This is a genomic window from Salibacterium salarium, from assembly GCF_030813635.1.
Taxonomy (GTDB): domain Bacteria; phylum Bacillota; class Bacilli; order Bacillales; family Marinococcaceae; genus Salibacterium; species Salibacterium salarium.
The window spans coordinates 239,731-266,045 of the sequence record NZ_JAUSUM010000001.1 but is presented as its reverse complement, the minus strand read 5'-3'; the positions used below and the strand labels follow the sequence as shown (position 1 = coordinate 266,045).

Genomic DNA, 26,315 nt, shown 5'->3' with positions numbered 1-26,315 from the left:
GGTGTAGCTTTTTTTCTGTCTATCTATTTTCTGTTATAGCCGATTCTGTTCTTTTTTAAACATGGGTTTATTATGATTTTTTCTATTTATTTTAAGGAGAATTCTACCAATCTATTGTTTATTCGTTTAGTATGGAAGAAGAGAAAATACAGAATGAGAAAGCGGGGATATTTATGAAGCATAGAATCATACAGACAGTGGCAGCCTCAGTTCTTCTTTTGTCCTATCCTTTGGGCGGAGCGGCACAAGAATCGACAGAATCAAACGAGAACATAGAAGATACATATATTGTTGGATTTTACGACTCATTAGATAGAGAATTAATGGAAGAAGTGGGAGGCGAAACGAAAGATGTATGGGAGAGCATTGAAGCAGCAGCCGTAACAATGACCGAAGAGGAAGCGGCATTGCTTTCGAATCACGCCGAGGTAGAGTATGTAGAGGTGGATGAGGAAATACAGGTGGATGCTGAAGAAGAGACAGAGCTCCGAAATGATGGACTTGATCAGGTGAAAGCAACGGACGCAGCTGAACACAACGTGACCGGTGAAGGAGTCGATGTTGCCGTTGTTGACACAGGAATCAGCACGTCCCACCCTTCCTTGGATGTAGAAGGAGGTTATTCTGCCGTATCTTACACGGACTCTTATGACGATGACAATGGGCACGGTTCTCATACAGCTGGAGTTATTGCCGCTAATCAACCGAGCGAAGGATTAGTCGGAGTGGCTCCTGATGTTGATTTATACGCTGTAAAAGTATTGGATGAGGCAGGTAGTGGTACCCTATCACAAATGTTAAACGGAATGGAATGGGCAGTCGAGCAGGACGTCGATGTCATTAATATGAGTTTTGGAATGATTCAACACTCAAACGCTATGGAATCCATCGTTGATGAGGCGTACGAGAATGACACCATCGTTGTAGCCGCTTCCGGTAACCGCGGAGAATCGTCTAGTTCAGGCAATCGAGTCGAATATCCGGCGCGATTTGACTCCGTCGTAGCCGTTGGTGCGGTTGATGAGAATAATGAGCGAGCCTATTTTTCAGCAGCTGGGGATGCCGTTGAATTAGCGGCACCTGGGGTTGATATTGTAAGCACCTATAAAGGAAGTTCATTTGGTCCGCTTAGTGGTACATCGATGGCTTCCCCTTTTGTTGTAGGCGGTTTTGCATTGTTGAAAGAAGCCTATCCTAATGCAGATGCTTCAACGTTACGGGAGATGCTTCATGACGAAGCACTTGATTTAGGGGAAGACGGACGAGATGATAAATACGGTTATGGCTTGCTGCAGATCCCCGATTTTTCTGATGTGGATATTGATAAAGAGAAAGATACAGAAGAAGGGGAAGATGAGGAGCAGCCGGTCGAAGAAGATATTGACGAGAACCCTATTAGCGACAATCCTATCGACGTTCCTGAGGAAGACTTAGAGACTCCTTCTAACGTCAATACCGACGTATCTTACAATCAAGACGGTTCCGCTAATATCTCGATTTCCTGGGATAGCGTGGATGAACAAATCAGCTACTCCATCTTTCGTGATGGGGAATTAATAGATACTGTGTCTGATGAGGCGTCTTATACAGATGAAAATGTCTCAGCTGGCACCTATCAGTACGAAGTGGCGGCGATAAACGAAAACGACGAAGAATCCGATAAAAGTGAAGCTGTCGAAGTGACGGTTGAAACGAACGATACGGCGGATGACGAAAACAGTTTTTCATGGCCGGACCGTGTCGAATCCACACCTGCGTTTGATGATGTGAATGCCGATTACTGGGCCGCCCATTCCATTGAGGAGCTGAGTGCGCGTGGCATCATTCAAGGTAGTGACGGAGAATTCCGTCCCAGTGAAACGGTGCGGCGTGGACAATCCTTGGCGATGATTGGTAGACTGTTGGAGTGGGATAATACTCCTGCAGACACTAATTTTTCTGATGTATCGGAAAGTTATTTCGGTTCTGGCTTTATTGAAATGGCGACAGACAAAGGGTATATTTCTGGATTTTCAGATGGCACGTTCCGTCCCAATGATGGAATTACTCGTGGACAGATGGCGGCGATTTTAGGAAATGTCTTTCACTTGCAACAGGACAGTACGGACACCGGATTTGAAGATGTCGACCCGGACACGACAGGCGCTGAGACTATCGCATATCTTGCGGAGCATGACATCGTGAATGGTTATGATGATAATACATTTCGCCCCAATGAAACCCTTACTCGAGCTCAGTTTGCCAGTATCTTTTATGAATTAGGCAGTCACTTGCAAGAATAAATAAAGTGCATTCACCAGAAAGGTTTTCCGTTTTTCAGTTAATCGTTTTTATCTTGAATGTTGAGGGAATACTATATATAAGATCGAATGAAAGAACAACAGAAGTACGAAGCGGAAAATATTCCTATTTCCACTGAATAAACCTTAGTTAGACAGAAAAAGGATGTCTTCCCTGTATAAAGGGAGACATCCTTTTTCGTGTCATATTAGGAAGCCATATCTTGGCAGACGTTGGCACAATGATGACAGATTTCAGCACAGCGCTGACAATGGTCGTGCTCGTGCTTGGCACATTCATCTCCGCACGCTTGACATACATGAGCACACACGTTACAAATTTCTTTTGCAAATCGGCTGTTGCGCTGCATTGCCTGGGCTGCGAATCCGCAAATGTCCGCGCACTCCCGGTCCAGCCGGATACATTCTGCCATCATTGCTACATCCTGCTCTTGTAAACACGCACTATAACAATGGTTGCAGGCTTCCATGCATTCTAAGCACGCTTGGATACATTCTTCATACGTCATATTATCGTCCTCCTTTACTGTACTATTAGTTTGTCTTATGGGACAGGTTTTATGTAAAACGGGGGTGATTGCTCCGCATTTTCGGGGTTTCGGGACACGTTTGACCGTTTTCGCGCCCGCTCCATTGGGTTTCGGGACACTTTTCCATTTTTTCAAGCCCGTGACCGCCTTTTCGAGCCCATTTTCATAAAAATAGGCCCCGCTGCCATTAGCGGGACCTCGATGTACCTTTTATCTACGAAAATCTTTTTCTAGGAAGTTCCAGAAATTTTCTTGGAACAGGGCTGCGACGTCTTTTTCAATATCTTCTTTAGTCACCGGCCAACCGGTAGAACGGACGTCTTCGTATTTTTCGGTTAAGACGTCTTTCAATACCGTCTTCGTGTGTTTCCATTTGTAGACGACTTGCTCTAGAACTCGAGCGTCGGAGTGCTGTGGGATGAAGCTTGTGTTTAGAAGTTCCATCCGCATCCGTGTTACTTCATTTACAATGACAGGGTTGTTCATGAACCACCAGCACCCAAATACCATAAGGTGACGGAATTTACGGGCCAACACTGCGAGTTCGTGCTGGTTCTCCCGGGAGAGCATCGTAACTAAAAATTTGTTTTCCTGATTTTCAGCCAATAAGTTTTCCAAAGCACTTATATCAGCTTTTCCGACAAAATCACCGGCATCTATTAAATCTGGATTCACCCGTTTTTTCACACCAATCATGAGGGCAAACGGGATGTTATGTTTTTTCGTTACAGGTAAGATGCAGTCACGGATGATACGGCCGCGGTCACTGTCTTCTGGATAGGCAAAACTCGGGGGTAGAGATACCGCCATATAAAGCGGGCTCATCATACCGATCCAATCTTCTAAAAATCGATTCACTTCTGCAATTGATTGCTCATTCCACTTTTCTTGAATGTCATATCCCCATGCACGAAGAGACTCTTTTGTATTTTCAAAATCATTCAACAGCGGATCGATTCTCAGAACGGCGTGAAAATTGTCTTGCGGTTTCATTCCATCCAGCCAAATAGCACGTTCCTGCTCATCAAACGGATCATTTGTCATGACAATGTTTGAAACATTGGCCTGCTCCATTACTGCTTGCACTTGTGCTTCTGCTGTTCGTCCGGCAAATTCTGCGCGATAGGTGTCCAGGTTCTTCGTTTTCGGGTCTATCCCCATTTCTTGGAGGGTTGTTAGTACACCGCGGGCGGCTTCACTGACGGGGGTACGTTCGATAAATAATTTTTGCCAAATAAGTTCAGCCTGTTCTTTTTTATTTAACCTCCAAAAAGAAGCGGCATCCATATCTGTCCAGCGCATGACTTCTGCGACAAGATAGTGGTAAGTGAGCAGTTCATCGATGTCCCACAACAAAATGTCTCCAAAGTTGGGGGAAAAGAGATGAGTATGGATATCAGTGATTGGTTGATTATCAATGGCTTCTTCTACTGTTTTGCGGATACCTTTTTCGGTTGTGATTGTCATTGCACTTCCTCCTTCATTTTCGCATTAAATTGCTGCACGGTTTTTTGGGCTCCTATTTCTAAAAAGTCTGATACATAATCAGCAATCCACTGCCGTTGTTCGTCATCAACAATAATTGGCTCCTGCCAGATGTCATCGTTATCCAAACATTGCGCTACCAATTCGAAAACGGTAATGTTCTCGAGGTGGTTTTGTTCCCAGCAGTCATACATAAACGTTATCGTCTGCTCGGATTCTCGTAACGGCATGACCCGGTTTAGCGCACGACCTTCGACTTTTTCTTGATTTTTTTCCGTTGGTTGGTAATAAACAAGAATACTTGCCAACGCGAGGGCAAAATAATGCCGCGCCACTCCGTCGTTTTCCCAGCGTTTCCAGAGCGGCAGGACGCGCGTTTCGAATTTTTGGATCGCATTTTGACCTAAATCGGTTAATAAATGGCGCTGATACGGGTTTTCGAAGCGTTCCAATACCCCGGCGGCAAAATGACTTTTCTCTTCTTTTTCATACGGGAGGACGGGTTTAATCGCCTGATCCATCGCTCCTTCTAAAAAGGCACGAATATCATGATTACGCATCGAGTCGTACACACTGTCTTTACCGTACAAATAGGCAAGCGCAAACACCATCGTGTGCGGTGCATTCAACAGCCGAATCTTCAACTCGGCGTAATCCTGAACGGGAGCATAGGCGACATTTAGTCCTGCATCTTGAAAAGGCAGCACAGATGAAGCGCGTTCTCCGCCTTCGATGACAAATAAGTGGTAAGGTTCCGCAACGGTCAGAAGCCGATCTTCATAACCGAGTCTTGTTTGAAATTCTTCAATGTTCGCGGGATAACCAGTAACAATGCGGTCCACCAATGTTTGACAAAATTCATTATGCTCGAGCACCCACGTTTTAAACGTTTCCCCGAGCGACCAGTCCTCGATTTTTTGTAATACAATATCTTTTAGTACATCGCCGTTTCGTTCCACTAATTCACACGGAAGAAAAATCAATCCTTTATCCGCTGCACCGTCAAATGCTTTGTACCTCTCATACAACAGCTGCGCTACTTTTCCTGGAAACGATAACGGAGAAGCATCAGGATTCCACTCCTCTTTTTGATACGTTAATCCTGCTTCTGTCGTGTTGGATGCGAATATCTCGAGCGTCGGTTCGCACGCGGTTGCGACAACTTTCTCCCATTCTTCATAAGGATTCATTGAATCAGAAATAGCGGTGATGATATCAGCGCGGTCGACGATTTGACCATCGAGTTGTCCGCGCAATAGTACGGTATAGGCGTTATCTTGTGCTTGTAAATCAGGTAGCTTTCTCCCATGCGGAGTTGGCTGCACGGCTACAATTCTTCCATTGAACAAACCTTGCCTATTCATATGGTCTATCATCCAGTCAAAAAAACCACGCATGAAGTTACCTTCGCCTACTTGCAATACTTTTACAGGAAGTTGTTCGCTGCCTTGGAGTTGATCGTTGAAGTCCTTTTTCATAAATTCATAGGATAACCTTTCCATCTTCACCCTCCTTTACAGAATAACGCCGTCCTTGAAAATCGCGATTTCTTTAAAGTTATACATTTCATTTCGCGTCTGTTTCGTACCAGAGGCCCAATCAACCATTTCATCCATAAATTCATCCGTCAGTGTCTCCAGTGACTTTCCTTCTACAAATTCACCAGCGTTAAAATCAATCCAGCGCTTCTTCTTTGTAGCAAGGGCCGTGTTTGTCGAAATTTTTACGGTTGGAACCGGTCCGCCAAACGGAGTACCGCGTCCGGTTGTAAATAAAACAATATGAGCACCACTTGCTGCAAGATTCGTCACCGAAACGAGATCATTGCCGGGGCCTTGTAATAGATTTAATCCTTTTGTTTTCACCCGGCCGGCGTACTCCAGCACATCGACCACGGTAGCATTTCCGCCTTTTTGTACACATCCGAGTGATTTTTCTTCCAAGGTTGTAATACCGCCATCTTTATTACCGGGCGACGGGTTTTCATAGACATTCTGGTCATGATCGAGAAAATACTGTTTAAAGTCGTTTACTAGTTTCACTGTATTTTCGAAAACTTGCTCGTTTTCGGCTCGGTTCATTAACAATTTCTCCGCTCCGAACATTTCCGGCACTTCCGTTAAAATTGTCGTACCCCCGTGGGAAATGAGACGGTTGGAAAAAGAACCGACGAGCGGATTGCCTGTTATACCAGACAAGCCATCCGATCCACCGCATTTCAAGCCCACTTTTAATTCGGAAATCGGGACTTCTTCTCTTTTGAAACCGTTTGCAAATTTGACCAAATCGTCTATTAAATTCAGCCCTTCCTCAATTTCATCTTCGACGTCTTGTGCGCCGAGATAGACAACCTTGCCATTCTCTTTTTCTCCAACCATTTCTTGAAAAGACTTAATTGTGTTATTTTCACAGCCCAGCCCCATCACGACGACACCTACTGCGTTCGGATGCTGAACCAAACTCGATAGTACACGCTGCGTGTTGGTCAGATCATCGCCGAGCTGCGAACAGCCAAATGGATGCGGAAAATGAAACACACCATCCACTTCATCCGTATCCTGCAGTTCCTTTGTTGCCATATCAGCCAACAGCTCTGCCGATTTATTAATACAGCCGACGGTATTAATAATCCATATTTCATTGCGGATACCAACTTCCCCATTTTTTCGACGATAACCTTGAAAGGTCAATGTTTCTCTAGGGTTCGTTTTTTCCGCGGATTGCTGAGGCTCATATTTGTAGTCTAATTTTCCACTTAAGTTCGTCTTCGTATTATGAGAATGAACCCACTCTCCCGCTTGAATATCTCTTGTCGCACACCCGATCGGATTTCCGTACTTCACGATATTACTCCCGTCTGCAATGGTCGCGAGTGCCACTTTATGACCAGCGGGAATATCGTCTTCAAGTGTCACCGTTACCTCCCCTGAGCTCAATCTTGTCCCTTTTTCTGCCTCATCAATAACAACAGCCACATTGTCCAATTCATTAATCTTAATAATTGGTTCCTTCATTCAAACACTTCCTTCCTATTCATAGAGTGTTTTCACAGATTCTCTTTCAAACAGTTTCGGAGCGAATCGATACACTTCGGGCTCTGACGCTGTGTCATTTATTTGATCAAATAACAGTTCGGCCGCTTTTTTTCCAATTTTAAAAGCCGGCTGTTCAATCGTTGTAATACCAGGATGATAGACATTAGCAAACGGGACGTCATCTATTCCGATAATACTAATATCATCCGGCAGTCTTATATCGCTCTTTTTGAAAAATTCCAACATTTCAACTAACGTTAAATCATTGTTTGCTAGAATTGCTGTTGGAGGATCCTCCATTGCAAACATATGCTGCAGCCGCTCTTGCAGAGAATCTAAGTTTTCAGAAATAAGATAGTCTTCCTTTACAGGCAAATTGTTTGTTTGCAGTGCTTTTTTAAACCCGGATAAACGTTCGAGTCGTGGTGTCATGTAAGGTTTCAATTCTGGTGTTGCTATCGCAAGCTTCTCATGACCATGTTTTGCAAAGTTTTCGACAGCCAGTTCTGACGCTCTCTCATTATCCATAAGCACCGTATCTATTTTTAAATCCGGCATAATGCGATCAATAAAGACGAGCGGTATCTTTTGTTCGAGCATTCGTTGATAGACTTTTGCGTTTTCTCCTGCTGGGAACACAATAAATCCATCGACTTGCTTTGCTTGCAGCATCTCCATATACTTCTGCTCTTTTTCCGGATCTTCATCTGTATTACAGACAATCGTATGAATATTTTCTTCATTACAGGCATCTTCAATAGCGCGGATTACCTTTGTCGAAAAACCGTGCAGAATATTAGCGACAATAATTCCGATCGTAAATGTCTTCTTCTGTTTCAAACTTCGAGCTAAATAGTTCGGGGAATAGCCTAATTCTATTATACTTTCATGAATGCGTTGTTTCGTCTGTGCCCCCATATATTCATATCTTTCATTTAAATATTGGGAAACCGTGCTTTTTGAAATGTTGGCGTGTTTTGCCACATCGGATATCGTTATTTTTTTCGTTGTAGTCAATGCTCTTCACCTGCACTTGTTTATCAGCATAAACCGATTTACTAAACCGGTTTATATCATAAGTGTAAACGCTTCATGATAAAAATTCAACTATCTTTTATTTGTGATCTTTATTTACTTCTTCATTTCGAAGTGTTTGTTTTATTTTTTCATGTAACTGTTTTGATTTTTCCCGATCTTGTTTTGATTGAAAAAAACGTCGTTGATCTTGAGATAACACTTTTAGTAAATGCTTTTTCTCTGATTCTGTTAAAAGCATAGCGACTTTTCCCCTGCCTTCATCGCATTTGTGTATATTTTATCATAAGCAATGGCACCGGACATTTAAAACGTCTTTATCTTTTTCTATAAAACAATGTTCTACAAAATAGAACATAATCCGCTATTCCTCTGTTCTATACAACATTTACCAGTTAAAATAACAAAAGGTGATACAGCAATGATTAAAAAAACACTTGGTCGTTATGTATATGAAATGCGTTTGAGAAATAACTTATCTTTGCGAGATTTGGCTAAAGAAACAGGGCTTAGTTATTCGTATATTCATTCCATTGAAAGTGATAAAGTACATCCATCTCGCAATGCAGTGATGGCACTGTCTAAAGGACTCGATGGGGCTTTGCCTGATGAGTTACTGCGTCTTGGTGGGTTTTTGCCTGAACGTTTTCCCAAAAACATACAAGGTAACATTCATCTCGAACTTTTCAGTGCTCGATTGAAAAAATGTTTAACGCAAAGTCATTGGACAGAAGACACCTTGGCAGTAAAAACGAATATTGATCGTTCTCTTCTATCCAATTGGTTGAACCATGATACGTATCGCACGTCGTCTTCTTACCAGACCCCAGATATTATCAGCGTCTACAAATTAGCTAGAACACTAGATGTTACCCCGGATTATTTATCAGGAAACGCCAATAAGCCAATGGAACGTGCTGTTTCGACACCTCGCCCGACAAATTTGCGTGACATTCTTGCCGTGGAGACTCTTGCTTTAGATCACATCCCTCTCGATGAAGAGAAGAAAGAAAAAATTATCGATATGATCTACGTGTTGTTCGACGAAGAGTAAGTAATACTGTTGTCAGCTGGGGTGTGTTATTTAATAAAACAGCATGTCGCGGTTTCGCAAACGTTGAAGGGATTTTCCCCAATCACTCGTATGTAAATAACCGTTTATCATAATTGTACCGGGGATAACGGACTCAATCAGAACGATAAGGTCTATAATAAGTGGCGTCGACACTTTTCCGTGTTCATTTGCGACTGCGAGCAGAATAAGGGTTTCATCCTGATTTAAATAGTCTGATAGATTCTGGTACAGCAATATCACATCCGTTGTAAACGATCGTTTAATTTGGACATGGATATGACAACTTCTTATGATCCGGTCTATCGTTGTTTTTTCAGGGTAAAGAACGATGTCTTCATCAGCAAGATTCTTTATATATTCCTTTATTCTGCTATAAACGATGTCCCAACCTTGTTGGCTTGTAATAGAAGGTTGCAAATAAACCTCCAAGCCCTCCAGTTCAATCGGCGATTGTCGCTGCATTTCATACCCCCCTGAAAGTCATTCTGCTGTCCTTTATTATATAACACCGTTTTGGAAAATGAACATTTTTTTGAAATTATTTCAATTATTTTCTTTTCTAAAAATAAAAAACCCCCACCCTGCTTATAACAGAGTCGGGGGCTCCTTTTACTGGTAACGTTTCGCTCCTAAATAGCGTTCGTCCCAATAGTTTGTATTCATATCACTAACCGTGACGCCGGTGGACGTGCCGGAATGAATAAATTGATTATTTCCTGTATAAATACCGGCGTGCGAAGGACCTTCTTTATATGTTTCAAAGAATACAATATCGCCAACACGCGGCTTTTCCACCTCGTCACCTGCGTCATAAATGCTAGACACAGATCTTGGCAAGTCTACACCATTTTCTTTAAACGTATACTGCAAAAATCCACTGCAGTCAAAGCCCGATTCGGAAGTGCCGCCCCACACATATGGTGTTCCGACATGTTCTGCTGCGTCTGCGACCAGATTTGTTGCGTTTACTTTCTGGTTGGATGACGTATCGGAGACTTCATCTGGTGTCTCTTGTCCTCTTTCTTCATCATTTAACGCATCATCCAATGCCTCAAGCGTTCGAGGACCCGCCACACCATCGCTAGATAGATTATAATCTTCTTGAAAAGCTCTTACGGCATTTTCCGTCACTTCTCCAAATACACCTGTTGCTTCCATTTTCATGTAATCAAGCTCACGCAGCTGTGACTGTAATTGCTCTACATCATCGCCACTTGATTGATAGCGGAGTTCACCCGTTTTGTTATTGGTCGTTTCTTTTTCAGAAGTGTGCTCCGTGGAAGCCTCTGCTTTTTCTGGGTTATTTTTTAGTTTGTTTAATGTTTTTGGTCCAGCAAGACCGTCTATATCCAGCTGATTTCGTTGCTGAAATTTACGGACCGCTTCTTCTGTCATTGGTCCAAAAACACCCGTTACATCCTTATTATAAAAGCCTAAGTCCTTTAGTTGACGTTGCAGTAAAGAAACCTCACTGCCCTTGTCTCCGCTCTCAATCACTTTGAACGTACTGTCGGATTTTGTATCAGAGGAATGTTCGCTGCCTGAAGTCTGGGCACTTTTCAGCGCTGCAAATGTTTGTGGACCGGCAATGCCATCCGTTACAATCTCAGCATCGGTTTGAAATTTCTTCACCGCTTCTTTTGTCTGCCGTCCGTAGTAGCCGTGTTTTTCTCCATTATAAAAGCCTAAAGACGTGAGCTGGCGTTGTAACTCTTCGATCTCAACACTCTCATCGCCCAATCTCATTATTGTCGAACTTCCAAGCGTTACTTTTTCCTTAGAATTCGACGATGTTCCCGCTACTTTTTCCGTCGGTTTAGGCGTCTCTGTTAGAAGAACACCGAACGTTTCCGGGCCGGCAATACCATCGACCATTAACTGGTGCTCTCTTTGAAAGGATTTCACCGCTTCTATCGTATGCTCATCGTAATGACCGGTTAAGCTATGATATGTAAAGTGTCCTTTGTCCTTTAAGAGACCCTGCAATTGTTCTACGTCTTCATTCTGCGTATCAGGGTACAACGTGTCGTCTCCGAGCGCTGCATCTGCGGCTGTTGGTCCCGCAAGAACAGCTCCAGTAACTGCTGTAGAGGTGACAACGACTTTCTTCATACTTGTTGTTGTATCAAACAATTCAATCCCTCCCCATCAATTTTTGTGGAAGTTATGTTTTCTTTATTACTGGTTCCATTCTACGGTGAGGGGTCGTGTAAGCAAAAAGCATTAATCCGAAAATCCTATTTCTTTTCATTGTACATTCTAATCACAATTTTCGCCATCATTTTTTCACTACATAGAACAAATTATATGATTAAATGATAGAAGGTAACGGGAATGAATAACAATAGTTTTACTAATGGAAAGGACTATACTTATGAGACAACAGAAATGGTACGTTCATCTTCGGGAAAAATTTTGGTTTATGCCGTCTATTTACGGCATTTTTTCTCTTATATCAATATCGATTTTATCTTATTTAATCAGCTTCGTTCCTTCCTCTTTTTACATTCAGGCTCCAGAAAAACTGCTGATTACATCATCTACTGCAAATTCCCTGTATAGTGGTCTAATTACTGCCCTTTTAACCATGACAAGTGTCAGCTTTTCGACGGTTATGGTCGTATTAACCACTTACGCGACACAATTTACACCGCGGGCCCTCCAGGATTTTATGCAAAGCCGAATCACACAGCATGTTTTAGGTATATTTACATTTGGCATTATTTTTACGTTCATGAACCTATTGTTCGTCTCTCCGTCTGATACGAATCATTTGTTTTTGCCAATTATAATGATTGCGGTTGCTATTGTTTGTTTAGGGGCGTTTATTTTATTTATTTACCATTCAACGAAGTACGTGCAAGTGAACCATTTGATTGGAAAAATTCGAAATGATGCGTCAGAGGCGATCGAAGAAGCATATCGATTGCCTCATTTGACCGCTTATGAGGAATGGAACCATTCGTTTCCAGAAGGAGAAGGGCAAGTGGTATATGCTCATCGCTCCGGCTATACCCAGCTGCTTGAACTAAGAAATATTGTGAACTGGGCAACCCAGCATAATCTAACTATAAAAAGTTTGATACAAGTGGGGGACTATGTTCATAAGAATGAGCCCATTTTTGAATATTGGCCTCAGGATGCGGAACCAAATATAGACGAATTGCGCTCGTTTTTACTAGTAGGAAATGAACGCAGTAACGCCCAGGACATTGAATTTTCTATGCAAAAACTAGTCGACATCGCGATTCGAGCGATTTCGCCGTCGATTAATGACCCGCACACTGCACTCAATTGTATTAACCGGTTGGCTGCGCTTTTAGCAGAAATTAGTATCCGCCATGAATCTCACACTTATTTTGTTGATAACAATGATAATTTGCGTTTTATTTTGTATCCAAAGCCGTTTGCTTCCTATTTACACCGGAGTTTTTTCCAAATACGGATGTACGGCAAAAATGATGTTTCCGTTATCGGGGGCTGTATTGATGCTTTAACTGTTGTAGCCCAAACGGGAAAGGATACCGTTCGGGATGATCTCCTATCGTTTGCGGAATATATGAAAGAAGCGATGGACGAGGAAAACTTGAGTTCGTGGGACCACGACTATTGGAAGGAACGTATCCATAAGTTTGATACCATTTTATCAGGCTCTTAAGTCAGTTCTTCCAGTTATTTCACCCTGACTGCATCGATTGTACGAAAAATGTCGAATCATATAGACGTCTATATCTTGGTTTGCTACTATATCAGAATGTAGTTAGTAAATGGAGGAGACATTGGATGAAATACTGGATTGTTGTGATTTTTTTAGGTGTGAGCATGTTGAGTGCTTGCGGTGGTGCTGGCGAATCTCCTTCTGGTGAGCCAGATGTACAGACAGATGAGAATCTTGAAATAGATAATGAAGAGAATACAGATAGGGAAATGATTGAGGAAGCACCCTGATATGGGGTGCTTTTTTGTATTGGATTGATCAGATTTCTGTTTCGCGACTGTCTTCGATGCGTTCGGGACACAATTGGACTGGTTCGCGACCATTTCTGTCATTTTCGGGACAAACTGAGTCGTTTCGCGACCATTTTTCTAATTTTCCGGACACTCGCAACGATTTAAGGTAAATAGCGGCTGGCGCTGTGATAGCTGTCCGCATAATCCGATTCATTAATCACGACTTTTTCCACCGTACTGCGCGAATTAGGTGAATGAATCATTTCCCCATTACCGACATACATTCCGACATGATGAACATCGCCGGTTCCACCATTACGGGCAAAAAATACTAAGTCACCCACTTGTAGATTCTCTCGTTCCACCTTTTCTCCTTCTTGCGCCTGAACACTGGAATCTCGAGGAATCGTAATACCATGCGCTTTATAAATCGTATGAGTGAAGCCGGAGCAGTCAAATCCAAATCCAGAAACTCCCGCCCATAAATACGGAAGGTCCATAAAAGATTCCGCCGTCTCGACCAGATCATTTGCAGAAGGGGTAGAAATGTCATCTATATCCTCGTACACAGACACATCTTCTTTGTCCACCCATTTACTACCGTCCGACGGCGTCGCAACCTCTACTTTCTCCGCTTGCTCAGAAATAACCGGAAGACGTGTGTTAAAACTAACCTCTATGCTTTCTGTCTCTAGTGCTTTGCCTTCATAGAGAGACGCTGTCGGAGACGTAATAGAAGCAATATCGTTGTCTTGTACCCTTTGAAATGGCGCGCTTTCTGTGATTTGGTCTTTAGGTACCCAGCCTGGATATCCTTCTTCATGCAAAGGAGTCGGCTGTCCGTCTACCGCAACTTTCGCCCAGTCCCCTTCTTCTTCCAATACTTCTACTTCCATCCCGTACAACGCCTGAGTATCCAGGTTTCCTACTAACCATAGCTTATCATCTAGTGTCATAGATTCTGTCCATTCCCACGGTTGTACCGGATTTGATAAAGCAGGTGCATCCAACTCTCTCGTTTGCGCAGGTTCCGCCCACACCGACATCACAGACACATCAACATATGTTTGTTTCTCATTTTGCATTTCCTTTTCTACTTCCCACATGATATCTTCCATTTTATCGTCAAAAACTGATGGCAACAGTAACCCCGATAACGTCAGTGAAAGAATTTTATGATTAATAATACGATTCGTCCTCCTTTGAAATAAAATCCCTGATCTTTCTTAAAATACTAAACGCTCAAGCAAGACAGCTCAATACTTTTTAAATAAATTTATGAATATATGAAACGATGATCTGGATATTTCGTACATAGTATGGAACGAAATGTCATTTAATGATGGAAAACCAACTCCATCCAATGTATACTAGTAAATGGCATAACATGTTCTAAATTTTTTAGGAGGGTAACTAGCATATGAAAAAAATTACTGGTGTAGCACTATCCACTTCATTGGCTGTCTCGCTGGCATTGCCTGCAGCAGCTGGTGCTCAAAGCTCCTTCTCTGATATCAGTGAAGACTTTTGGGCAAAAGATGCCATTAATCAATTGGAAGAATCTGATATTATTACTGGCTATGATAATGGAGAATTCCGTCCTAATTCGGACGTCACTCGGGGGCAGGCAGCGTTAATGCTATCTGAAGCCTTGGAATTGGATACTGAAGAAGTTGCGGATCCTGGCTTTTCTGATGTAGCTTCTGATGACGAAAAGTATGATGCTATTGCAGCCGTTGCAGCGGAAGGCATTATCTCAGGGTATGACGACGAATTTAAACCGAACGAACCATTAACACGTGCCCAAATGGCAAAAGTCTTGGCTGAAGCTTATGACTTATCAGGAAATGGTGAAAGTAACTTCACTGATATCTCCGAGGATTATTGGGCATATGACTACATTGATGCTCTCGCAGCAAACGACATAGCAACTGGCGATGAAGATAATGCTTATCGTCCAGGCGAAACAACAACTAGAGCTCAATTTGCTACATTCATCGACAATACTATGAATGATGATTCTTCAGAACAAGAAGAATCAGAAGAGCCAGAAATGGATGAAGAAATCGTTTCATTGCTGGAAGATGTAGTGACAGAGCAACAAAATGTTGAGACTTATACTGTTGACGGAACGGTTGGCATAAACATGGAACTTCCAATGTCCGAAGAAGATCTTTCTGAGGAAGAACAAGAGTTGCTAGAAGACTCTATGAATATGGAAATGGATGTACGCGGTGCTTACCAACAGGACCCAATGGTTACAGAAATGATTATTGAGCAAGAAATTCCTCAATTTGACGAAACGGTCGATTCTGTTAGTCTAACAACGGATGAAGCAAGCTATCAATACATCACAGATGCTGCGTTGAATGGTTATCCAGAAGAATGGCAAGATAAATATATCGAAATGAATTATGAAGACATTCTCGGAGAAGAAGCTGCCACTGATTTATTCGATATGGATGAACAGCAAGAGATAGTAGATGAAGTATATGACGTGCTTCTTGAAAGTTTCGGCACAGAATACTTTGAGCTTCAAGATAGTCACGAGGCTATTCCTGAAGATGTAGAGTATGAACAAGTGCTATCTTTTGAATTGTCGCAAGAAGACTTAAGCGAAGTAATGACTATCTTTGAAGAAGAAGTTCTTCCTAAGTTAGAACCAATTCTTGAAAACCCTGAAGCGGCACCAGCTATCAACGCGGTCACTTCTAACATCCAAAGTCTTGATGAAAATGGAGAAACGATTGAGGACGTTGGATCAGAAGAAGACATCGAAGAACTCTTGGAAAATCTGAATCTAGATAACTTTGAAATGCACCAAGCAATTAACGCAGATAACCAGATTGTCTATGACGCTGGGGACGTAACCGTTAGTTATAGTGATGAACAAGATGAAATGAGTTTTGGCTTTGATTACGGGCTTGCTTCAAGCAACTTCAATGAAGACATTTCCTTTGAGTATGGCCTTCCAGAAAGTGACGAAGAAATCGTGACGTACGATGAGCTTATGGAATGGCAAGAAGAACAAATGGAAGAAATTGAAGAATTCGAAGAAATTGAAGAAACAGAAGAAGTAGAAACAGAAGAATAATCCATGAAACACAAAGAAGGGGCTGTCCACTTATGCGGGCAGCCCCTTCTTTCTTAACCATCCATAGCGATCACTCAACTTATAACGCTAGGACTTCATGTACGTATGCAACACTCTATCACGCTGTCACTCTGGTTTTCCTTCCCATTTGATCAATCCTAGAAATATTAGACTGGTAATCACACTTCCTATCACAGGTTCGACAATATCATCAGACGTACCTAGCATCGATCCTATAAGTGTTACCAATAATAGAATACCTATTCCGATATAACATGATTTCATCGTCGTCATACCTCCTCTTTCTAGTCTGTCGGATCTTGAATGGCAAACATTAAATCTAATTCAGCTGCAACAGTGTCTCCTACTTTCGCAATTCCTTTGCCTTTCCCAATTTTGCCTCGTAATTTCACAATTTCCGTTTCTAACGTCAATTGGTCTCCGGGTTTTACTTGCGATTTAAATCGGCAATTCTCTACTCCTGCAAACAAAGCCAGCTTTCCTTTGTTTTCTTCCTTTTTCAAAATCGCGACAGCCCCTGTTTGTGCCAACGCTTCAATGATAAGCACCCCCGGCATCACAGGATAATCCGGAAAATGCCCGTTAAAAAATTCTTCATTAACTGATACATTTTTCAACCCGACAGCCCGTTTTCCTTCCTCAACCTCTGTGATTTGGTCAATGAGCAGAAACGGATAGCGATGCGGAATAATCTCCTTTATTTCATCCACTGACAACATATAATGATCCTCCTCTTTGTTTATGTTAAGAATATGAAACCCTATACATGTAAAAAAAAGGCTCCAAGTCAATAGAAGGAGCCTGCTTTCTAATTATTCACCATTTATAAATTCCAAAAATCTACTCCACGTTTCCCATTTCAATATTTGGAAAGTATCTCCCTCGCCAACTATACCATAACCCGTTATTAGTCCAGCTATAACGCTGAGAATAAGCAATACAAGAATTATGAGAAGTCTTGCCCATATCGGAATAAGGCGTTCTCGACCCTTTTTGCGGGTTTTCTTATTCTCCTCATGCGAGGAAGATGACTTTTCTTCTTTCTCTTTTCTTCTTTGTTCTCTAGTTAGCGTTTGAGACGCTTCATCGTTTTGAGCCATAATCATAATCTCCGTTTTTTAAAATACAGATACATGAGTAACTCTAGCCGCGAATGCTATTGACAAGACCCATCATCTGATCTCCCTGACTAATAGCCCGGGCATTAAAAGAATAATTTCGCTGCGTGTTTATCATATCAGTCATCGATTGACCCATATCAACATTGGATTTCTCCAATGATCCTTGAATCAGTTGACTCTCTTCACCCGCAACAAACTCTAACACATCTGCTTCTTCTAAATCAAGTTCATCAAGGTCTGGCAGTCGAAAGTTGTTTCCGTCTGTTCCTTCAAGCAATTGAGGTTTCGTAATGCGAGCCATACCCATCTCGCCTACTTCGACTTCTTCTCCGTCATCCAATGTAGCTTGAAGTGTACCGTCTTCCCCTAAGTTGAAGTTGCTGGCTCCTGCTGGAACATCCATACGCTCTCCATCAGCATCTAATACATAATCCCCTTGATTATTTACTAAAGTCCATGCATCTTCCTCTTCCGGGTTTTCAGAAAGATAAAAAGAGCCGTCTTTCGTGTATTGGGTTTCGGCTTCTCCATTTGTCATCGACTCTACTTGGAAGAAGTTATTTTTTTCGGTTATCGCAAAGTCCAACTCTCGTCCTGTTTCCTGCAATGCCCCTTGTTCAAGGCGTAAAGCAGTTTGTGCAATGGATGCGCCTGTGCCGACCCGCAAGCCATCCGGTGTCAAACGACCGGTTTGATCCCTTGGTTCAGAATGATTATCCACTTGTTGGAATAACATATCAGAAAACGTCGATTCTCTTCTTTTATAACCTGTCGTATCGCTGTTTGCTAAATTATTTGAAATACCATCCAGTTTTTGCTGCAATTGTCCCATTGTATTTGCCGATGCCAAAACGGAAGAATCCATTAGTGTCTGTCACCCCTTTGAATGTTTATCCTAATCGCCCAATTTCACTCACTGCACGCTGCATACTTTGATCATATGCTTGCAGCATCCGCTGATTTGATTCAAACGTGCGGTAAGAACTCATCAACTGCGTCATCGTTTGGTTCGGGTCTACGTTTGAACGTTCTATAGAACCTTGGTTCAGCTGATACGCTATCGCATCATTACCTATTGCACTCGGAAGTTCCTCCGGATCACCGTCTTCCCCTTCTAAGCTCAACAGTCCATTGCCTTCTTTTACCAAATCATTCGCATTTTCCGCGTAAGCTATGTCAATTTGTCCAACGTCTTCCCCGTCTTCATCCGTAACGAGTCCATTTTCTGTTACAGTAAAATTCGCATTCCCTACCTCAAGCGGATCTCCATCTTCACCAAGAACATAGCTTCCATTACTAGTTGTTAGAAACCCTTCTCCATCCACGGTGAAATTCCCGTTTCTCGTATAACGCTCTTCTCCGTCCGCATTTGTTACAGTGAAGAATAGTGCTCCTTGCTCGCCGTCTTCATTCTCTGGAAGATCATCTTGCCATAACGCAATATCGGTCTGATTGCCTGTCTCCTGCAAGTCCCCTTGGCTGAAATTCTGAGTGCGATCTTGCATGTAAACACCAGTCGCCAATTCTCCGATAGGGGTGGAACCTCCGCCGGGAACATTGTCATTATTTTGAGCATGAATAAGCATCTCTGGAAACGTACGGCTGGAACCTTGGTCCGCTTTGTAACCGGGAGTATTGATGTTCGAAATATTATCAGTAAGCATCTCCGTCCGTCGTTGTTGAGTAATCATTCCCGACGCCGCACCATAAAAACCTCTTAGCATGATAAATCCTCCTTTGATTTAGACTAGTCGAGCAATCCTATATTTTCACTTTTTTATTTGCCATTTTATCCAAGTTCTCTAATATGATGCCAGTTCCATTTGCTACACAGTTCATCGGTTCTTCTGCGATAATAACAGGTACCTTCAGCTCATCTCCAAGAAGTTCATCGATACCATTTAATAAAGCACCGCCGCCTGTGAGAATGACACCACGGTCAATAATATCTGCCGATAGTTCCGGCGGTGTTTGTTCAAGGACATTTTTAGCAGCTTGTACGATGTGATTCACCGATTCCGTCAACGCTTCATATATCTCCGAGGAATGAATCGTAATGGTTCGAGGCAGGCCGTTCACCATATCTCGTCCTCTTATTTCAAGTTCTCTTTCAGAGCCATTCGGGGCAACAGTTGCGACTTCCTTTTTCACCGTTTCTGCTGTACGGTCCCCAATTAATAGCTTATATTTCTTTTTAATATAATTTAGAATATCTAAGTCGAACTGATCACCTGCTGTTTTTATCGAGTCAGCTGTAACGACGGACCCCATTGAAAGGACGGCCACATCGGTTGTTCCGCCTCCGATATCCACGACCATGTTTCCGCTCGGTTGAAAAATATCCATTCCCGCTCCAACAGCAGCGACTTTCGGTTCTTCTTCAATAAAGACATTCTTGCTTCCGCTTTTTTCAGCTGCTTCGATAATAGCCTTTTGCTCCACAGATGTAATGTTGGTTGGGCAGCAAATCAAAATACGTGGTTTAGACATCATACTTTTAGCGTTAACTTTGGTAAGAAAATGATTAAGCATTGCTTCTGTGTGGTCAAAATCTGCAATAACTCCATCTTTCATAGGACGGATAGCAATAATATTACCAGGTGTCCGTCCAACCATTCGAAATGCTTCCACTCCTACTGCCATTACATTACCGCTTTGCTTATCAATAGCTACGACGGAAGGCTCATCTAGTACAATTCCTTGACCTTTTATATGTATGAGCACATTCGCTGTTCCCAAATCAATCCCGATATCCCTGCCAAACATGCCGTCATTCCTCCTATTTATTCCTTCGATCCTTGCCTATATATTAAAAGTTCTCATTATTATAGTATTACATAGTTAGACATCAATCATGCTTTTTATTTACGTCGTTAGTCTCTAATTGATTATTTTATCACAGAATTGCTGAAAGAGGAATATATTTCATATTATCTGTCGAATTTATGGTTTTTTTCAAAAGACTGTCCTAAAAGAAGGGGATATGTTTCTTTTGAGACAGCCTTCTAAGAAATGGGATTAAAGCGAAGGTTCCGTTTCAAAACTTTGTTTATCTTTTTCATATTTCACTTTCGTCGCTGCGCCTCCTCGAAGATGGCGGATGGATTTATGGTAGTCCAATACATGCTTGACCTGTTCAGAAAGTTCAGGGTTAATTTCCGGCAGTCTTTCGGTTAAATCTTTATGAACAGTACTTTTTGAAACCCCGAATTCTCTTGCTATCGTTCGAACTGTTTTGCGAGTTTCGACAACATACCTGCCCATCTTGATGGTTCGTTCTTTGATGTAATCATGCACACCACTCGCCTCCTACTGCAATCTTGGTGAATTAGTACAGTTTATTAAACCAAGACGGCAGATATACCAAAAAGTCTGATAGGACAAGGGTTAAACAGTGATTTATTTTTTGACGGACGACGAAAACGTTCAGATTTCAACTTTTAAGTATTTTCTTTTGGTCAAAATGAAAAAGAACTCTTAGGAAATTCCCAAGTTCCATCCTTTTTTGATCGTTGAGTGCTGCCAAACGACCTCCGCTGGCAGATGTATGATTTCCGCAGAGCATGGCCTCAGCAAGGAATATAAGATTAGATAAAGATACGGTTAAGAAAATGAAGATGGCCATTCGATATGAAAACGGAGGAAGAAACAGAAGAACAAGGGGCAGGATACTTTAAGAAGGTTATAGAAAGAAAAGGGAATGGAGTTAAAAGTAATAAAGAAAATGACATTGAGGGGGAATTAAGAAAATGAAACAAAATGTAGGTACCGAAGAAGCGATAAAAAGATGGGATTCCTTTGCAGATACATACTCAAAAAAACATACTGAACAAGGAGACCTTCATAAAGAGGTCTTCTTAAACCCCACTCTATTTTCACTTATGGGGAATATAAAAAACAAAAAAGTTTTAGATGCTGGATGTGGTGAAGGGTATTTAAGTAGGATGTTTACCAAGTCGGGTGCCAATGTGACAGCAGTTGATTATTCTCCAAGAATGATAGAAATTGCGAAAGAAAGAACTTCTCATGATTTATTGATTGATTATAAACAAGGTAACTGTGAGGAATTAAATACTTTAGAAGATAAAAGTTTTAATTTAATTGTGTCCAATATGGTTATTCAAGACCTTGCTAATTATGAAAAAGCATTTCAAGAAATGTATCGGTTATTAGCAGATGGAGGCAGTTTTATTTTTTCGATATTACATCCTTGCTTCGTTACTCCAGAGTGTGGTTGGGAGAGAACAGATAACGGTGAAAAGTTGCACTGGAACGTAGATAAATACTTTTATGAAGGTGCGTATGAACAAAGTTTAGGTGATAAAAAAATATATTGTTCTTCCATAGAACATTAACGAGTTATATAAATATTTTAATCAAAACGGGGTTTGTTATAGAAAATATTGTAGAACCTATGCCATCAAAAGATATGCTAAATAAATATCCTTCATTTGAAGAAGATTTTAGATGTGCTGACTTTATAGTGTTCAAATTAAAAAAATAATTGGATTATGAAATAAATTATGTTCAACTAAAGGGTGCTTTAGCACAACAAGGAGATAAGATTAAATTGTATACCTATAGTTCTTTTCATTCGATAACAATAGTCCCTAATCTCTAATAGAAGACGTGTGTAAGGAATTTAAAAACGTAAAAGATATGAACTAGGCTCGCACGCTCTAAACTTCCCAATCTTACAAAAAAAACTCCCACCTATTAGGCAGAAGTTCTCTGTTGATTTATTTTTCATCTGGTACTGGAACCCCAAAGTTCGGTGTGCCATCTGGATTCCAGTTGAAAACCTGAGCACGGGTATGACGGTTGGGGTCATAAAGGGGATCTCCTTCAATCTCCGTGTAATTACGGCCATGATACACAAGAATATCCTGTTGGCCATCTTCTGACACGGTAAAACTGTTGTGCCCCGGCCCGAATTGATTATGCTTTGGCTCGCTCTTAAATACCGGTTCCGGTGATTTATCCCATGATGCAGGATCTAATAAATCACTATTCTCATCGGCTGTCAGAAGACCCATGCAATAATTTTCATCCGTTGCGCTTCCGGAATAAGTGATGAATATCTTACCATTTCGTTTTAATACGGCTGCTCCTTCGTTGACGAGAAATCCTGTCGTTTCCCATGACAACTCTGGTTTAGTGAGCATGACTTGCTTTGTTTGCAACGTCCATGGATTTTCCATTCTGGCAATATAAAGATTCGAATTACCCGGTATATCATAATCACGCTGAGCCCATACCAAATACTGCTCTCCGTGATGCTCAAAGGAAGTTGCATCCAGTGCGAACGATTCCCAATCGGTTTTCACTTGTCCTTTTTCTATCCAGCTTCCTTCCAACGGATTTTCCGACTCATTCTCAAGTACGAACATACGGTGATTAAACGTTCCGTCCGTCACTTGATCTGTCGGGGCTGCAGCAAAGTAAATGTACCATTTGCCGTTTATATAATGAAGCTCCGGCGCCCAAATTAAGTTGCTAAGCGGACCACTCTCATGTTTGGTCCAAACAACGACAGGGTTTGCTTCCCCTAATCCTTGAATCGTTTTGGAACGCCGCAGTTCCAACCGATCATACTCCGGCACCGATGCTGTAAAGTAATAGTAGCCATCTGTATGTTTATACACCCATGGATCAGCTCTTTGCTCAATGATTGGATTTTTCAAATAATCAGACATCTCTATCGACTCCTTTGGTTAAGTTGTACGTTCATTATATCATATTAATTATAAATAAACGCATCTTGTACGGTCATTTGTCATTAAAAATTTTACGTGATTTACGTAGAATCCTAGTTTTTTCATTTAAATTGCATGCAGGCCTTAATGGAAAATTAACGAGGATATTCTTCGGTATTATCTTTTAACCAATCGGCAATGTCCGCTAACGTAACTGCTCCTTGAGAAACATACACCGTAAAATTCTCATTCCCTGTGTCATTTTTTTGATCTTATAACCGTTTTTCTTTAAAAATGTATCAACGGCTGCAAAAGGGGTTCGTTTATTGCCATTGTGAAAGCAATGATTCCTTGCTAACGATTCGAATAGTGCCGAATCCTTTTCAAATAACGTAGGGTATGGTTGTGGGCGTTGGTTATCTATCCTTCAAGTTTTCAAATACATCATGGTGGTCTTCGAAGGTTTCAGCAAGCATATCCGACATCTCTAGGTCCACTTTCGCTTTTTATTTAATACTAGTTTATTGTCATGAATATCGAATTCGAGTTCATCGCCACGTTTAATCTTTAAAGAATTGGTGATGGATTTTGGTAAGCCAACACTAAGACTGTTTCCTGTCTGACTGACTTTGTGACCTTCCTTAGCACTCATAGCAATCACACTCGTTTCTTGTGTATTTCTACTCATCATAGGTTCCTTCCAAAAATATATACATATCAAACTTTAATGTAATTACATTATAACTCACCCTTAAAGAATGGATAAATTCAGGTGCTATGCCAATGCGACTTATAACACACTAATTTAATAAAGGTATATAGTGAAAATTATTTCACAATTCCTCTATTCTAAGAATAGTGTCTTACGTACTCCTTTTACGTCCAATTAGGTTACTGTATAATTCTTTTTATAATTATACTTCTTTAGATACATATGTCATCTAACTTAAAGAAGATAAGGGGTTGTTCTAGTTGGATACCAAGATTCATATTTGGCACACTGGATCAGTTTATATTGATAAATCATTGGCATTTAATGAAAAATCGTGGCACCCGGTTCCATATACGGGCTGGTTTAGAGGTCAGAGTAAAAAAATATGGGTACCTGTTTCTACGTATTTGATTGAGCATCCGAAGGGAAAAGTGTTAATTGATACAGGATGGCATGAGGATATAAGGGTGAATCAAAAAAAACATTTAGGAAGATTTACTTATTCAATGTTCAAAGGAAAGCTGCCTAGGGGACAATCAATAAAAGAAAAAATTGATGCGTTAGGAATCGAAACTAAAGATTTAGATTATGTAGTACTCACACATTTACATTCGGATCATGTGAGCGGCCTGGAACATGTTTCCAATGCCAAAAATATATTAACCAGTGAATTAGAATGGCAAGCTGCACAAAAAGATTTAGGTTATATAAAAACAATGTGGAGGGATATACCTATTAATACCTTTCACCTAAATACCATTCCATTTGGTCCTTACAAAAAAGGTTATGATTTATTTGGCGATGAAACCATATACTTGGTTTTTACTCCGGGACATAGCAAAGGACAAATGTCTATTTTAGTTTCAACAACAAAGGGCTGGATATTACTAGCAAGTGATGTAGGTTATGCCGAAAGGTCTTGGAAAGAATATATACTGCCCGGTCTTATGGTTGATAAACAGGCGGCTCAAAAGTCTCTTAAATGGGTACAAGAATTTTCTCGAAGAAAAGACTGTTATAGGGTTATTGCAAATCATGATCCATCTATTAGAGAAGAGAATATTACGTAATATTAACGAGGGAGGGTTAAAAGTATGAATTCATCTAATGAGAAGGAAGCAGAAAGGCTTCGTTATTTAATATTAGCTGCACAAAGATAAGGATATCGAATGCTTAATCAGTTTCTGTCTTCCTCTGGTCTAACCTCTTCAACAGCTGAAGTGATTAGGGTATTAGAAGAACATGAACCAGTATCGTTGAAAGAACTAGGTAGCCTTCTTATATGTGAAACCGGAAGCCCTTCTCGACTTATAAAAGGGTTGATAAATGAAGGAATAGTTGAGCAAGTAGAGCAAGTAGCAAATCCAAAGGATTCAAGGTCGAAATTATTAATGTTAGCTAAAATCGGAGAAAGTAAAATGAAATTTATTAAGGATACTGAACAAAAAATTACGAACAGTTTTTTGAGGTTTTTACAATGGACGAACACCAGTATATAAGCCTATTCCGTACACGGGCGCAGTAACGAAAGAAGTATTACGTCCTTTTCAGGTTTATCGGACCTATTTGTTTCACAAAGTTCCAACCCTTTAAAAAAAAGGAGCTGCGTTTCCGTTTTTATTTCTCGTTATGTCAACTAGATCACCAAGAGTGAATCTCCCTCGATTGTTAATATGAGAAATTAACTCAATAAAAAGATGTGCGGTTGTTAAGGCGTCTCCGATTGCACTGTGGCGTTCATACATGTTTGCTCCAAATTGACGGGCGTAATGAGATAAATCGCGCATATCCCAAGAAGGATTTAAGTATCCAATAATGTCTAAGGTGTCTATATATAACGGTTCATCAAACGAATAGCTATGGCGCTGCAGTTCTTTTTTCAACACCATCACATCAAATGCGAGATAATGACCGACCCATCCGCCGCTTTTATGTTTTTCCACAAACTCATAAAACGATTCAATCGCCTCTAACGCCTTCGGTGCACCATAAACCTGCTCTTGTCGAATGCCAGTGAGATTAATTATTTCCCGGGGAATATTGCGTTCAGGATCGACATACGTATGAAATGTTTTATCCGTGACCTCCATCCCTTCTACTTGAACGGCCCCGATTTCTATCATGCGATCTTTGCTTCCTACTGCAAAACCAGTCGTTTCTGTGTCAAAAACAGTGAACGTCATATCATCTAAAGGAGTGTGAAGCGGCAGTTGGTTATTTAATTGATAATGAAGATTTTTCTTCTTCCAAAACATCATAG

At 41.2% G+C, this 26,315-nt stretch carries 28 protein-coding genes and 1 pseudogene; 9 read left to right on the top strand and 20 right to left on the bottom strand.

Annotated features, from left to right (window positions below):
- Positions 1-173 precede the first annotated feature (173 nt).
- Positions 174-2,282 carry a S8 family serine peptidase gene (locus tag J2S78_RS01400; protein WP_306895576.1) on the top strand — a complete coding sequence of 703 codons (2,109 nt, stop codon included), beginning with the start codon at positions 174-176 and terminating at the stop codon, positions 2,280-2,282.
- Between the two features lie 206 nt (positions 2,283-2,488).
- Here the strand turns inward: J2S78_RS01400 and J2S78_RS01395 are convergent, their stop codons facing one another.
- The 6 genes from J2S78_RS01395 to J2S78_RS01370 all read right to left on the bottom strand — a co-directional run bounded on the left by J2S78_RS01395 (position 2,489) and on the right by J2S78_RS01370 (position 8,626).
- Positions 2,489-2,809, bottom strand: coding sequence for a four-helix bundle copper-binding protein (locus J2S78_RS01395; RefSeq protein WP_306895575.1), 321 nt, complete (start codon positions 2,807-2,809; stop codon positions 2,489-2,491).
- 231 nt (positions 2,810-3,040) lie between these two features.
- Positions 3,041-4,297 carry a glucuronate isomerase gene (locus J2S78_RS01390; protein WP_306895574.1) on the bottom strand — a complete coding sequence of 419 codons (1,257 nt, stop codon included), beginning with the start codon at positions 4,295-4,297 and terminating at the stop codon, positions 3,041-3,043.
- Positions 4,294-5,817: a tagaturonate reductase gene (locus J2S78_RS01385; RefSeq protein ID WP_306895573.1), complete on the bottom strand. Its 1,524-nt coding sequence runs from the start codon at positions 5,815-5,817 to the stop codon at positions 4,294-4,296. The genes J2S78_RS01390 and J2S78_RS01385 overlap by 4 nt, the downstream gene beginning before the upstream one ends.
- A 12-nt stretch (positions 5,818-5,829) precedes the next feature.
- Positions 5,830-7,329 (bottom strand): UxaA family hydrolase, encoded by a 1,500-nt coding sequence (locus J2S78_RS01380; RefSeq protein WP_306895572.1) that lies wholly within the window; start codon positions 7,327-7,329, stop codon positions 5,830-5,832.
- A gap of 15 nt (positions 7,330-7,344) precedes the next feature.
- Positions 7,345-8,367, bottom strand: coding sequence for a LacI family DNA-binding transcriptional regulator (locus J2S78_RS01375; protein WP_306895571.1), 1,023 nt, complete (start codon positions 8,365-8,367; stop codon positions 7,345-7,347).
- 97 nt (positions 8,368-8,464) lie between these two features.
- Entirely contained in the window at positions 8,465-8,626 is a 162-nt protein-coding gene (locus tag J2S78_RS01370; RefSeq protein ID WP_306895570.1) for a hypothetical protein, read from the bottom strand.
- 180 nt (positions 8,627-8,806) lie between these two features.
- Here J2S78_RS01370 and J2S78_RS01365 point away from each other — a divergent pair, with 180 nt between their 5' ends.
- A complete protein-coding gene (locus J2S78_RS01365; RefSeq protein WP_306895569.1) occupies positions 8,807-9,439 on the top strand; it encodes a helix-turn-helix domain-containing protein in 633 nt (210 codons plus the stop codon).
- A gap of 30 nt (positions 9,440-9,469) precedes the next feature.
- Here the strand turns inward: J2S78_RS01365 and J2S78_RS01360 are convergent, their stop codons facing one another.
- On the bottom strand, positions 9,470-9,922 hold the full coding sequence (locus J2S78_RS01360; protein ID WP_306895568.1) for a hypothetical protein: 453 nt from the start codon (positions 9,920-9,922) through the stop codon (positions 9,470-9,472).
- A gap of 147 nt (positions 9,923-10,069) precedes the next feature.
- Positions 10,070-11,593: a C40 family peptidase gene (locus J2S78_RS01355; protein ID WP_306895567.1), complete on the bottom strand. Its 1,524-nt coding sequence runs from the start codon at positions 11,591-11,593 to the stop codon at positions 10,070-10,072.
- Between the two features lie 241 nt (positions 11,594-11,834).
- On the opposite strand from J2S78_RS01355, the gene J2S78_RS01350 reads away from it, so the two are divergent.
- A complete protein-coding gene (locus tag J2S78_RS01350) occupies positions 11,835-13,118 on the top strand; it encodes a DUF2254 domain-containing protein (RefSeq protein ID WP_306895566.1) in 1,284 nt (427 codons plus the stop codon).
- Between the two features lie 125 nt (positions 13,119-13,243).
- Positions 13,244-13,408 (top strand): hypothetical protein, encoded by a 165-nt coding sequence (locus J2S78_RS01345; protein WP_306895565.1) that lies wholly within the window; start codon positions 13,244-13,246, stop codon positions 13,406-13,408.
- 164 nt (positions 13,409-13,572) lie between these two features.
- Here J2S78_RS01345 and J2S78_RS01340 read toward each other — a convergent pair whose 3' ends face one another.
- Positions 13,573-14,553 (bottom strand): C40 family peptidase, encoded by a 981-nt coding sequence (locus J2S78_RS01340; protein WP_306895564.1) that lies wholly within the window; start codon positions 14,551-14,553, stop codon positions 13,573-13,575.
- Between the two features lie 278 nt (positions 14,554-14,831).
- On the opposite strand from J2S78_RS01340, the gene J2S78_RS01335 reads away from it, so the two are divergent.
- Positions 14,832-16,505 carry an S-layer homology domain-containing protein gene (locus J2S78_RS01335; protein ID WP_306895563.1) on the top strand — a complete coding sequence of 558 codons (1,674 nt, stop codon included), beginning with the start codon at positions 14,832-14,834 and terminating at the stop codon, positions 16,503-16,505.
- A gap of 126 nt (positions 16,506-16,631) precedes the next feature.
- Here J2S78_RS01335 and J2S78_RS01330 read toward each other — a convergent pair whose 3' ends face one another.
- The 7 genes from J2S78_RS01330 to spoIIID form a co-directional block, all read right to left on the bottom strand.
- Positions 16,632-16,790: a hypothetical protein gene (locus J2S78_RS01330; RefSeq protein ID WP_306895562.1), complete on the bottom strand. Its 159-nt coding sequence runs from the start codon at positions 16,788-16,790 to the stop codon at positions 16,632-16,634.
- A gap of 20 nt (positions 16,791-16,810) precedes the next feature.
- Positions 16,811-17,245 carry a 3-hydroxyacyl-ACP dehydratase FabZ gene (fabZ, locus tag J2S78_RS01325; protein ID WP_306895561.1) on the bottom strand — a complete coding sequence of 145 codons (435 nt, stop codon included), beginning with the start codon at positions 17,243-17,245 and terminating at the stop codon, positions 16,811-16,813.
- A 93-nt stretch (positions 17,246-17,338) separates the two neighbouring features.
- The gene (locus tag J2S78_RS01320; RefSeq protein ID WP_306895560.1) at positions 17,339-17,626 is read right to left on the bottom strand and encodes a DNA-directed RNA polymerase subunit beta; all 288 of its coding nucleotides are present in this window, start codon (positions 17,624-17,626) and stop codon (positions 17,339-17,341) included.
- A 43-nt stretch (positions 17,627-17,669) separates the two neighbouring features.
- Entirely contained in the window at positions 17,670-18,512 is an 843-nt protein-coding gene (locus tag J2S78_RS01315; protein WP_306895559.1) for a flagellar hook-basal body protein, read from the bottom strand.
- Between the two features lie 25 nt (positions 18,513-18,537).
- On the bottom strand, positions 18,538-19,371 hold the full coding sequence (locus J2S78_RS01310; protein WP_306895558.1) for a flagellar hook-basal body protein: 834 nt from the start codon (positions 19,369-19,371) through the stop codon (positions 18,538-18,540).
- 37 nt (positions 19,372-19,408) lie between these two features.
- A complete protein-coding gene (gene mreB, locus J2S78_RS01305) occupies positions 19,409-20,413 on the bottom strand; it encodes a rod shape-determining protein MreB (protein ID WP_306895557.1) in 1,005 nt (334 codons plus the stop codon).
- A gap of 252 nt (positions 20,414-20,665) precedes the next feature.
- Positions 20,666-20,944: a sporulation transcriptional regulator SpoIIID gene (spoIIID, locus tag J2S78_RS01300; protein WP_125557850.1), complete on the bottom strand. Its 279-nt coding sequence runs from the start codon at positions 20,942-20,944 to the stop codon at positions 20,666-20,668.
- Between the two features lie 333 nt (positions 20,945-21,277).
- Here spoIIID and J2S78_RS01295 point away from each other — a divergent pair, with 333 nt between their 5' ends.
- Both J2S78_RS01295 and J2S78_RS01290 read left to right on the top strand, forming a co-directional pair.
- A complete protein-coding gene (locus J2S78_RS01295) occupies positions 21,278-21,400 on the top strand; it encodes a hypothetical protein (protein ID WP_306895556.1) in 123 nt (40 codons plus the stop codon).
- Positions 21,397-22,151 (top strand): annotated as a pseudogene (locus J2S78_RS01290) (class I SAM-dependent methyltransferase). The gene J2S78_RS01295 and the pseudogene J2S78_RS01290 overlap by 4 nt, the downstream one beginning before the upstream one ends.
- A gap of 235 nt (positions 22,152-22,386) precedes the next feature.
- Here J2S78_RS01290 and J2S78_RS01285 read toward each other — a convergent pair.
- From J2S78_RS01285 to J2S78_RS01275, 3 genes are all read right to left on the bottom strand, one after another.
- The gene (locus J2S78_RS01285) at positions 22,387-23,343 is read right to left on the bottom strand and encodes a glycoside hydrolase family 43 protein (protein WP_306895555.1); all 957 of its coding nucleotides are present in this window, start codon (positions 23,341-23,343) and stop codon (positions 22,387-22,389) included.
- 205 nt (positions 23,344-23,548) lie between these two features.
- Positions 23,549-23,767: a type II toxin-antitoxin system death-on-curing family toxin gene (locus J2S78_RS01280; RefSeq protein ID WP_306896970.1), complete on the bottom strand. Its 219-nt coding sequence runs from the start codon at positions 23,765-23,767 to the stop codon at positions 23,549-23,551.
- Positions 23,768-23,830: 63 nt separating this feature from the next.
- Positions 23,831-24,031 carry an AbrB/MazE/SpoVT family DNA-binding domain-containing protein gene (locus J2S78_RS01275; protein WP_306895554.1) on the bottom strand — a complete coding sequence of 67 codons (201 nt, stop codon included), beginning with the start codon at positions 24,029-24,031 and terminating at the stop codon, positions 23,831-23,833.
- Between the two features lie 284 nt (positions 24,032-24,315).
- Here J2S78_RS01275 and J2S78_RS01270 point away from each other — a divergent pair, with 284 nt between their 5' ends.
- Complete coding sequence (locus J2S78_RS01270) at positions 24,316-25,125, top strand: N-acyl homoserine lactonase family protein (protein ID WP_306895552.1); 810 nt, start codon at positions 24,316-24,318, stop codon at positions 25,123-25,125.
- Positions 25,126-25,224: 99 nt separating this feature from the next.
- Positions 25,225-25,554 carry a winged helix DNA-binding protein gene (locus tag J2S78_RS01265; RefSeq protein ID WP_306895550.1) on the top strand — a complete coding sequence of 110 codons (330 nt, stop codon included), beginning with the start codon at positions 25,225-25,227 and terminating at the stop codon, positions 25,552-25,554.
- 90 nt (positions 25,555-25,644) lie between these two features.
- Here the strand turns inward: J2S78_RS01265 and J2S78_RS01260 are convergent, their stop codons facing one another.
- The gene (locus J2S78_RS01260; protein ID WP_370871511.1) at positions 25,645-26,310 is read right to left on the bottom strand and encodes a 3'-5' exonuclease; all 666 of its coding nucleotides are present in this window, start codon (positions 26,308-26,310) and stop codon (positions 25,645-25,647) included.
- Positions 26,311-26,315 lie beyond the last annotated feature (5 nt).

Coding starts and splice junctions, on each gene's coding strand:
- J2S78_RS01385 (WP_306895573.1), bottom strand. CDS start 5,817: ATGGAAAGGTTATCCTATGAATTTATGAAAAAGGACTTCAACGATCAA.
- J2S78_RS01295 (WP_306895556.1), top strand. CDS start 21,278: ATGAAAACGGAGGAAGAAACAGAAGAACAAGGGGCAGGATACTTTAAG.
- fabZ (WP_306895561.1), bottom strand. CDS start 17,245: ATGTTGTCAGTGGATGAAATAAAGGAGATTATTCCGCATCGCTATCCG.
- J2S78_RS01360 (WP_306895568.1), bottom strand. CDS start 9,922: ATGCAGCGACAATCGCCGATTGAACTGGAGGGCTTGGAGGTTTATTTG.
- J2S78_RS01285 (WP_306895555.1), bottom strand. CDS start 23,343: ATGTCTGATTATTTGAAAAATCCAATCATTGAGCAAAGAGCTGATCCA.
- J2S78_RS01260 (WP_370871511.1), bottom strand. CDS start 26,310: ATGTTTTGGAAGAAGAAAAATCTTCATTATCAATTAAATAACCAACTG.
- J2S78_RS01370 (WP_306895570.1), bottom strand. CDS start 8,626: ATGCTTTTAACAGAATCAGAGAAAAAGCATTTACTAAAAGTGTTATCT.
- J2S78_RS01380 (WP_306895572.1), bottom strand. CDS start 7,329: ATGAAGGAACCAATTATTAAGATTAATGAATTGGACAATGTGGCTGTT.
- J2S78_RS01315 (WP_306895559.1), bottom strand. CDS start 18,512: ATGGATTCTTCCGTTTTGGCATCGGCAAATACAATGGGACAATTGCAG.
- J2S78_RS01350 (WP_306895566.1), top strand. CDS start 11,835: ATGAGACAACAGAAATGGTACGTTCATCTTCGGGAAAAATTTTGGTTT.
- mreB (WP_306895557.1), bottom strand. CDS start 20,413: ATGTTTGGCAGGGATATCGGGATTGATTTGGGAACAGCGAATGTGCTC.
- J2S78_RS01365 (WP_306895569.1), top strand. CDS start 8,807: ATGATTAAAAAAACACTTGGTCGTTATGTATATGAAATGCGTTTGAGA.
- J2S78_RS01400 (WP_306895576.1), top strand. CDS start 174: ATGAAGCATAGAATCATACAGACAGTGGCAGCCTCAGTTCTTCTTTTG.
- J2S78_RS01395 (WP_306895575.1), bottom strand. CDS start 2,809: ATGACGTATGAAGAATGTATCCAAGCGTGCTTAGAATGCATGGAAGCC.
- J2S78_RS01390 (WP_306895574.1), bottom strand. CDS start 4,297: ATGACAATCACAACCGAAAAAGGTATCCGCAAAACAGTAGAAGAAGCC.
- J2S78_RS01265 (WP_306895550.1), top strand. CDS start 25,225: ATGCTTAATCAGTTTCTGTCTTCCTCTGGTCTAACCTCTTCAACAGCT.
- J2S78_RS01310 (WP_306895558.1), bottom strand. CDS start 19,371: ATGCTAAGAGGTTTTTATGGTGCGGCGTCGGGAATGATTACTCAACAA.
- J2S78_RS01330 (WP_306895562.1), bottom strand. CDS start 16,790: ATGAAATCATGTTATATCGGAATAGGTATTCTATTATTGGTAACACTT.
- J2S78_RS01275 (WP_306895554.1), bottom strand. CDS start 24,031: ATGAGTAGAAATACACAAGAAACGAGTGTGATTGCTATGAGTGCTAAG.
- J2S78_RS01335 (WP_306895563.1), top strand. CDS start 14,832: ATGAAAAAAATTACTGGTGTAGCACTATCCACTTCATTGGCTGTCTCG.
- J2S78_RS01320 (WP_306895560.1), bottom strand. CDS start 17,626: ATGGCTCAAAACGATGAAGCGTCTCAAACGCTAACTAGAGAACAAAGA.
- J2S78_RS01345 (WP_306895565.1), top strand. CDS start 13,244: ATGAAATACTGGATTGTTGTGATTTTTTTAGGTGTGAGCATGTTGAGT.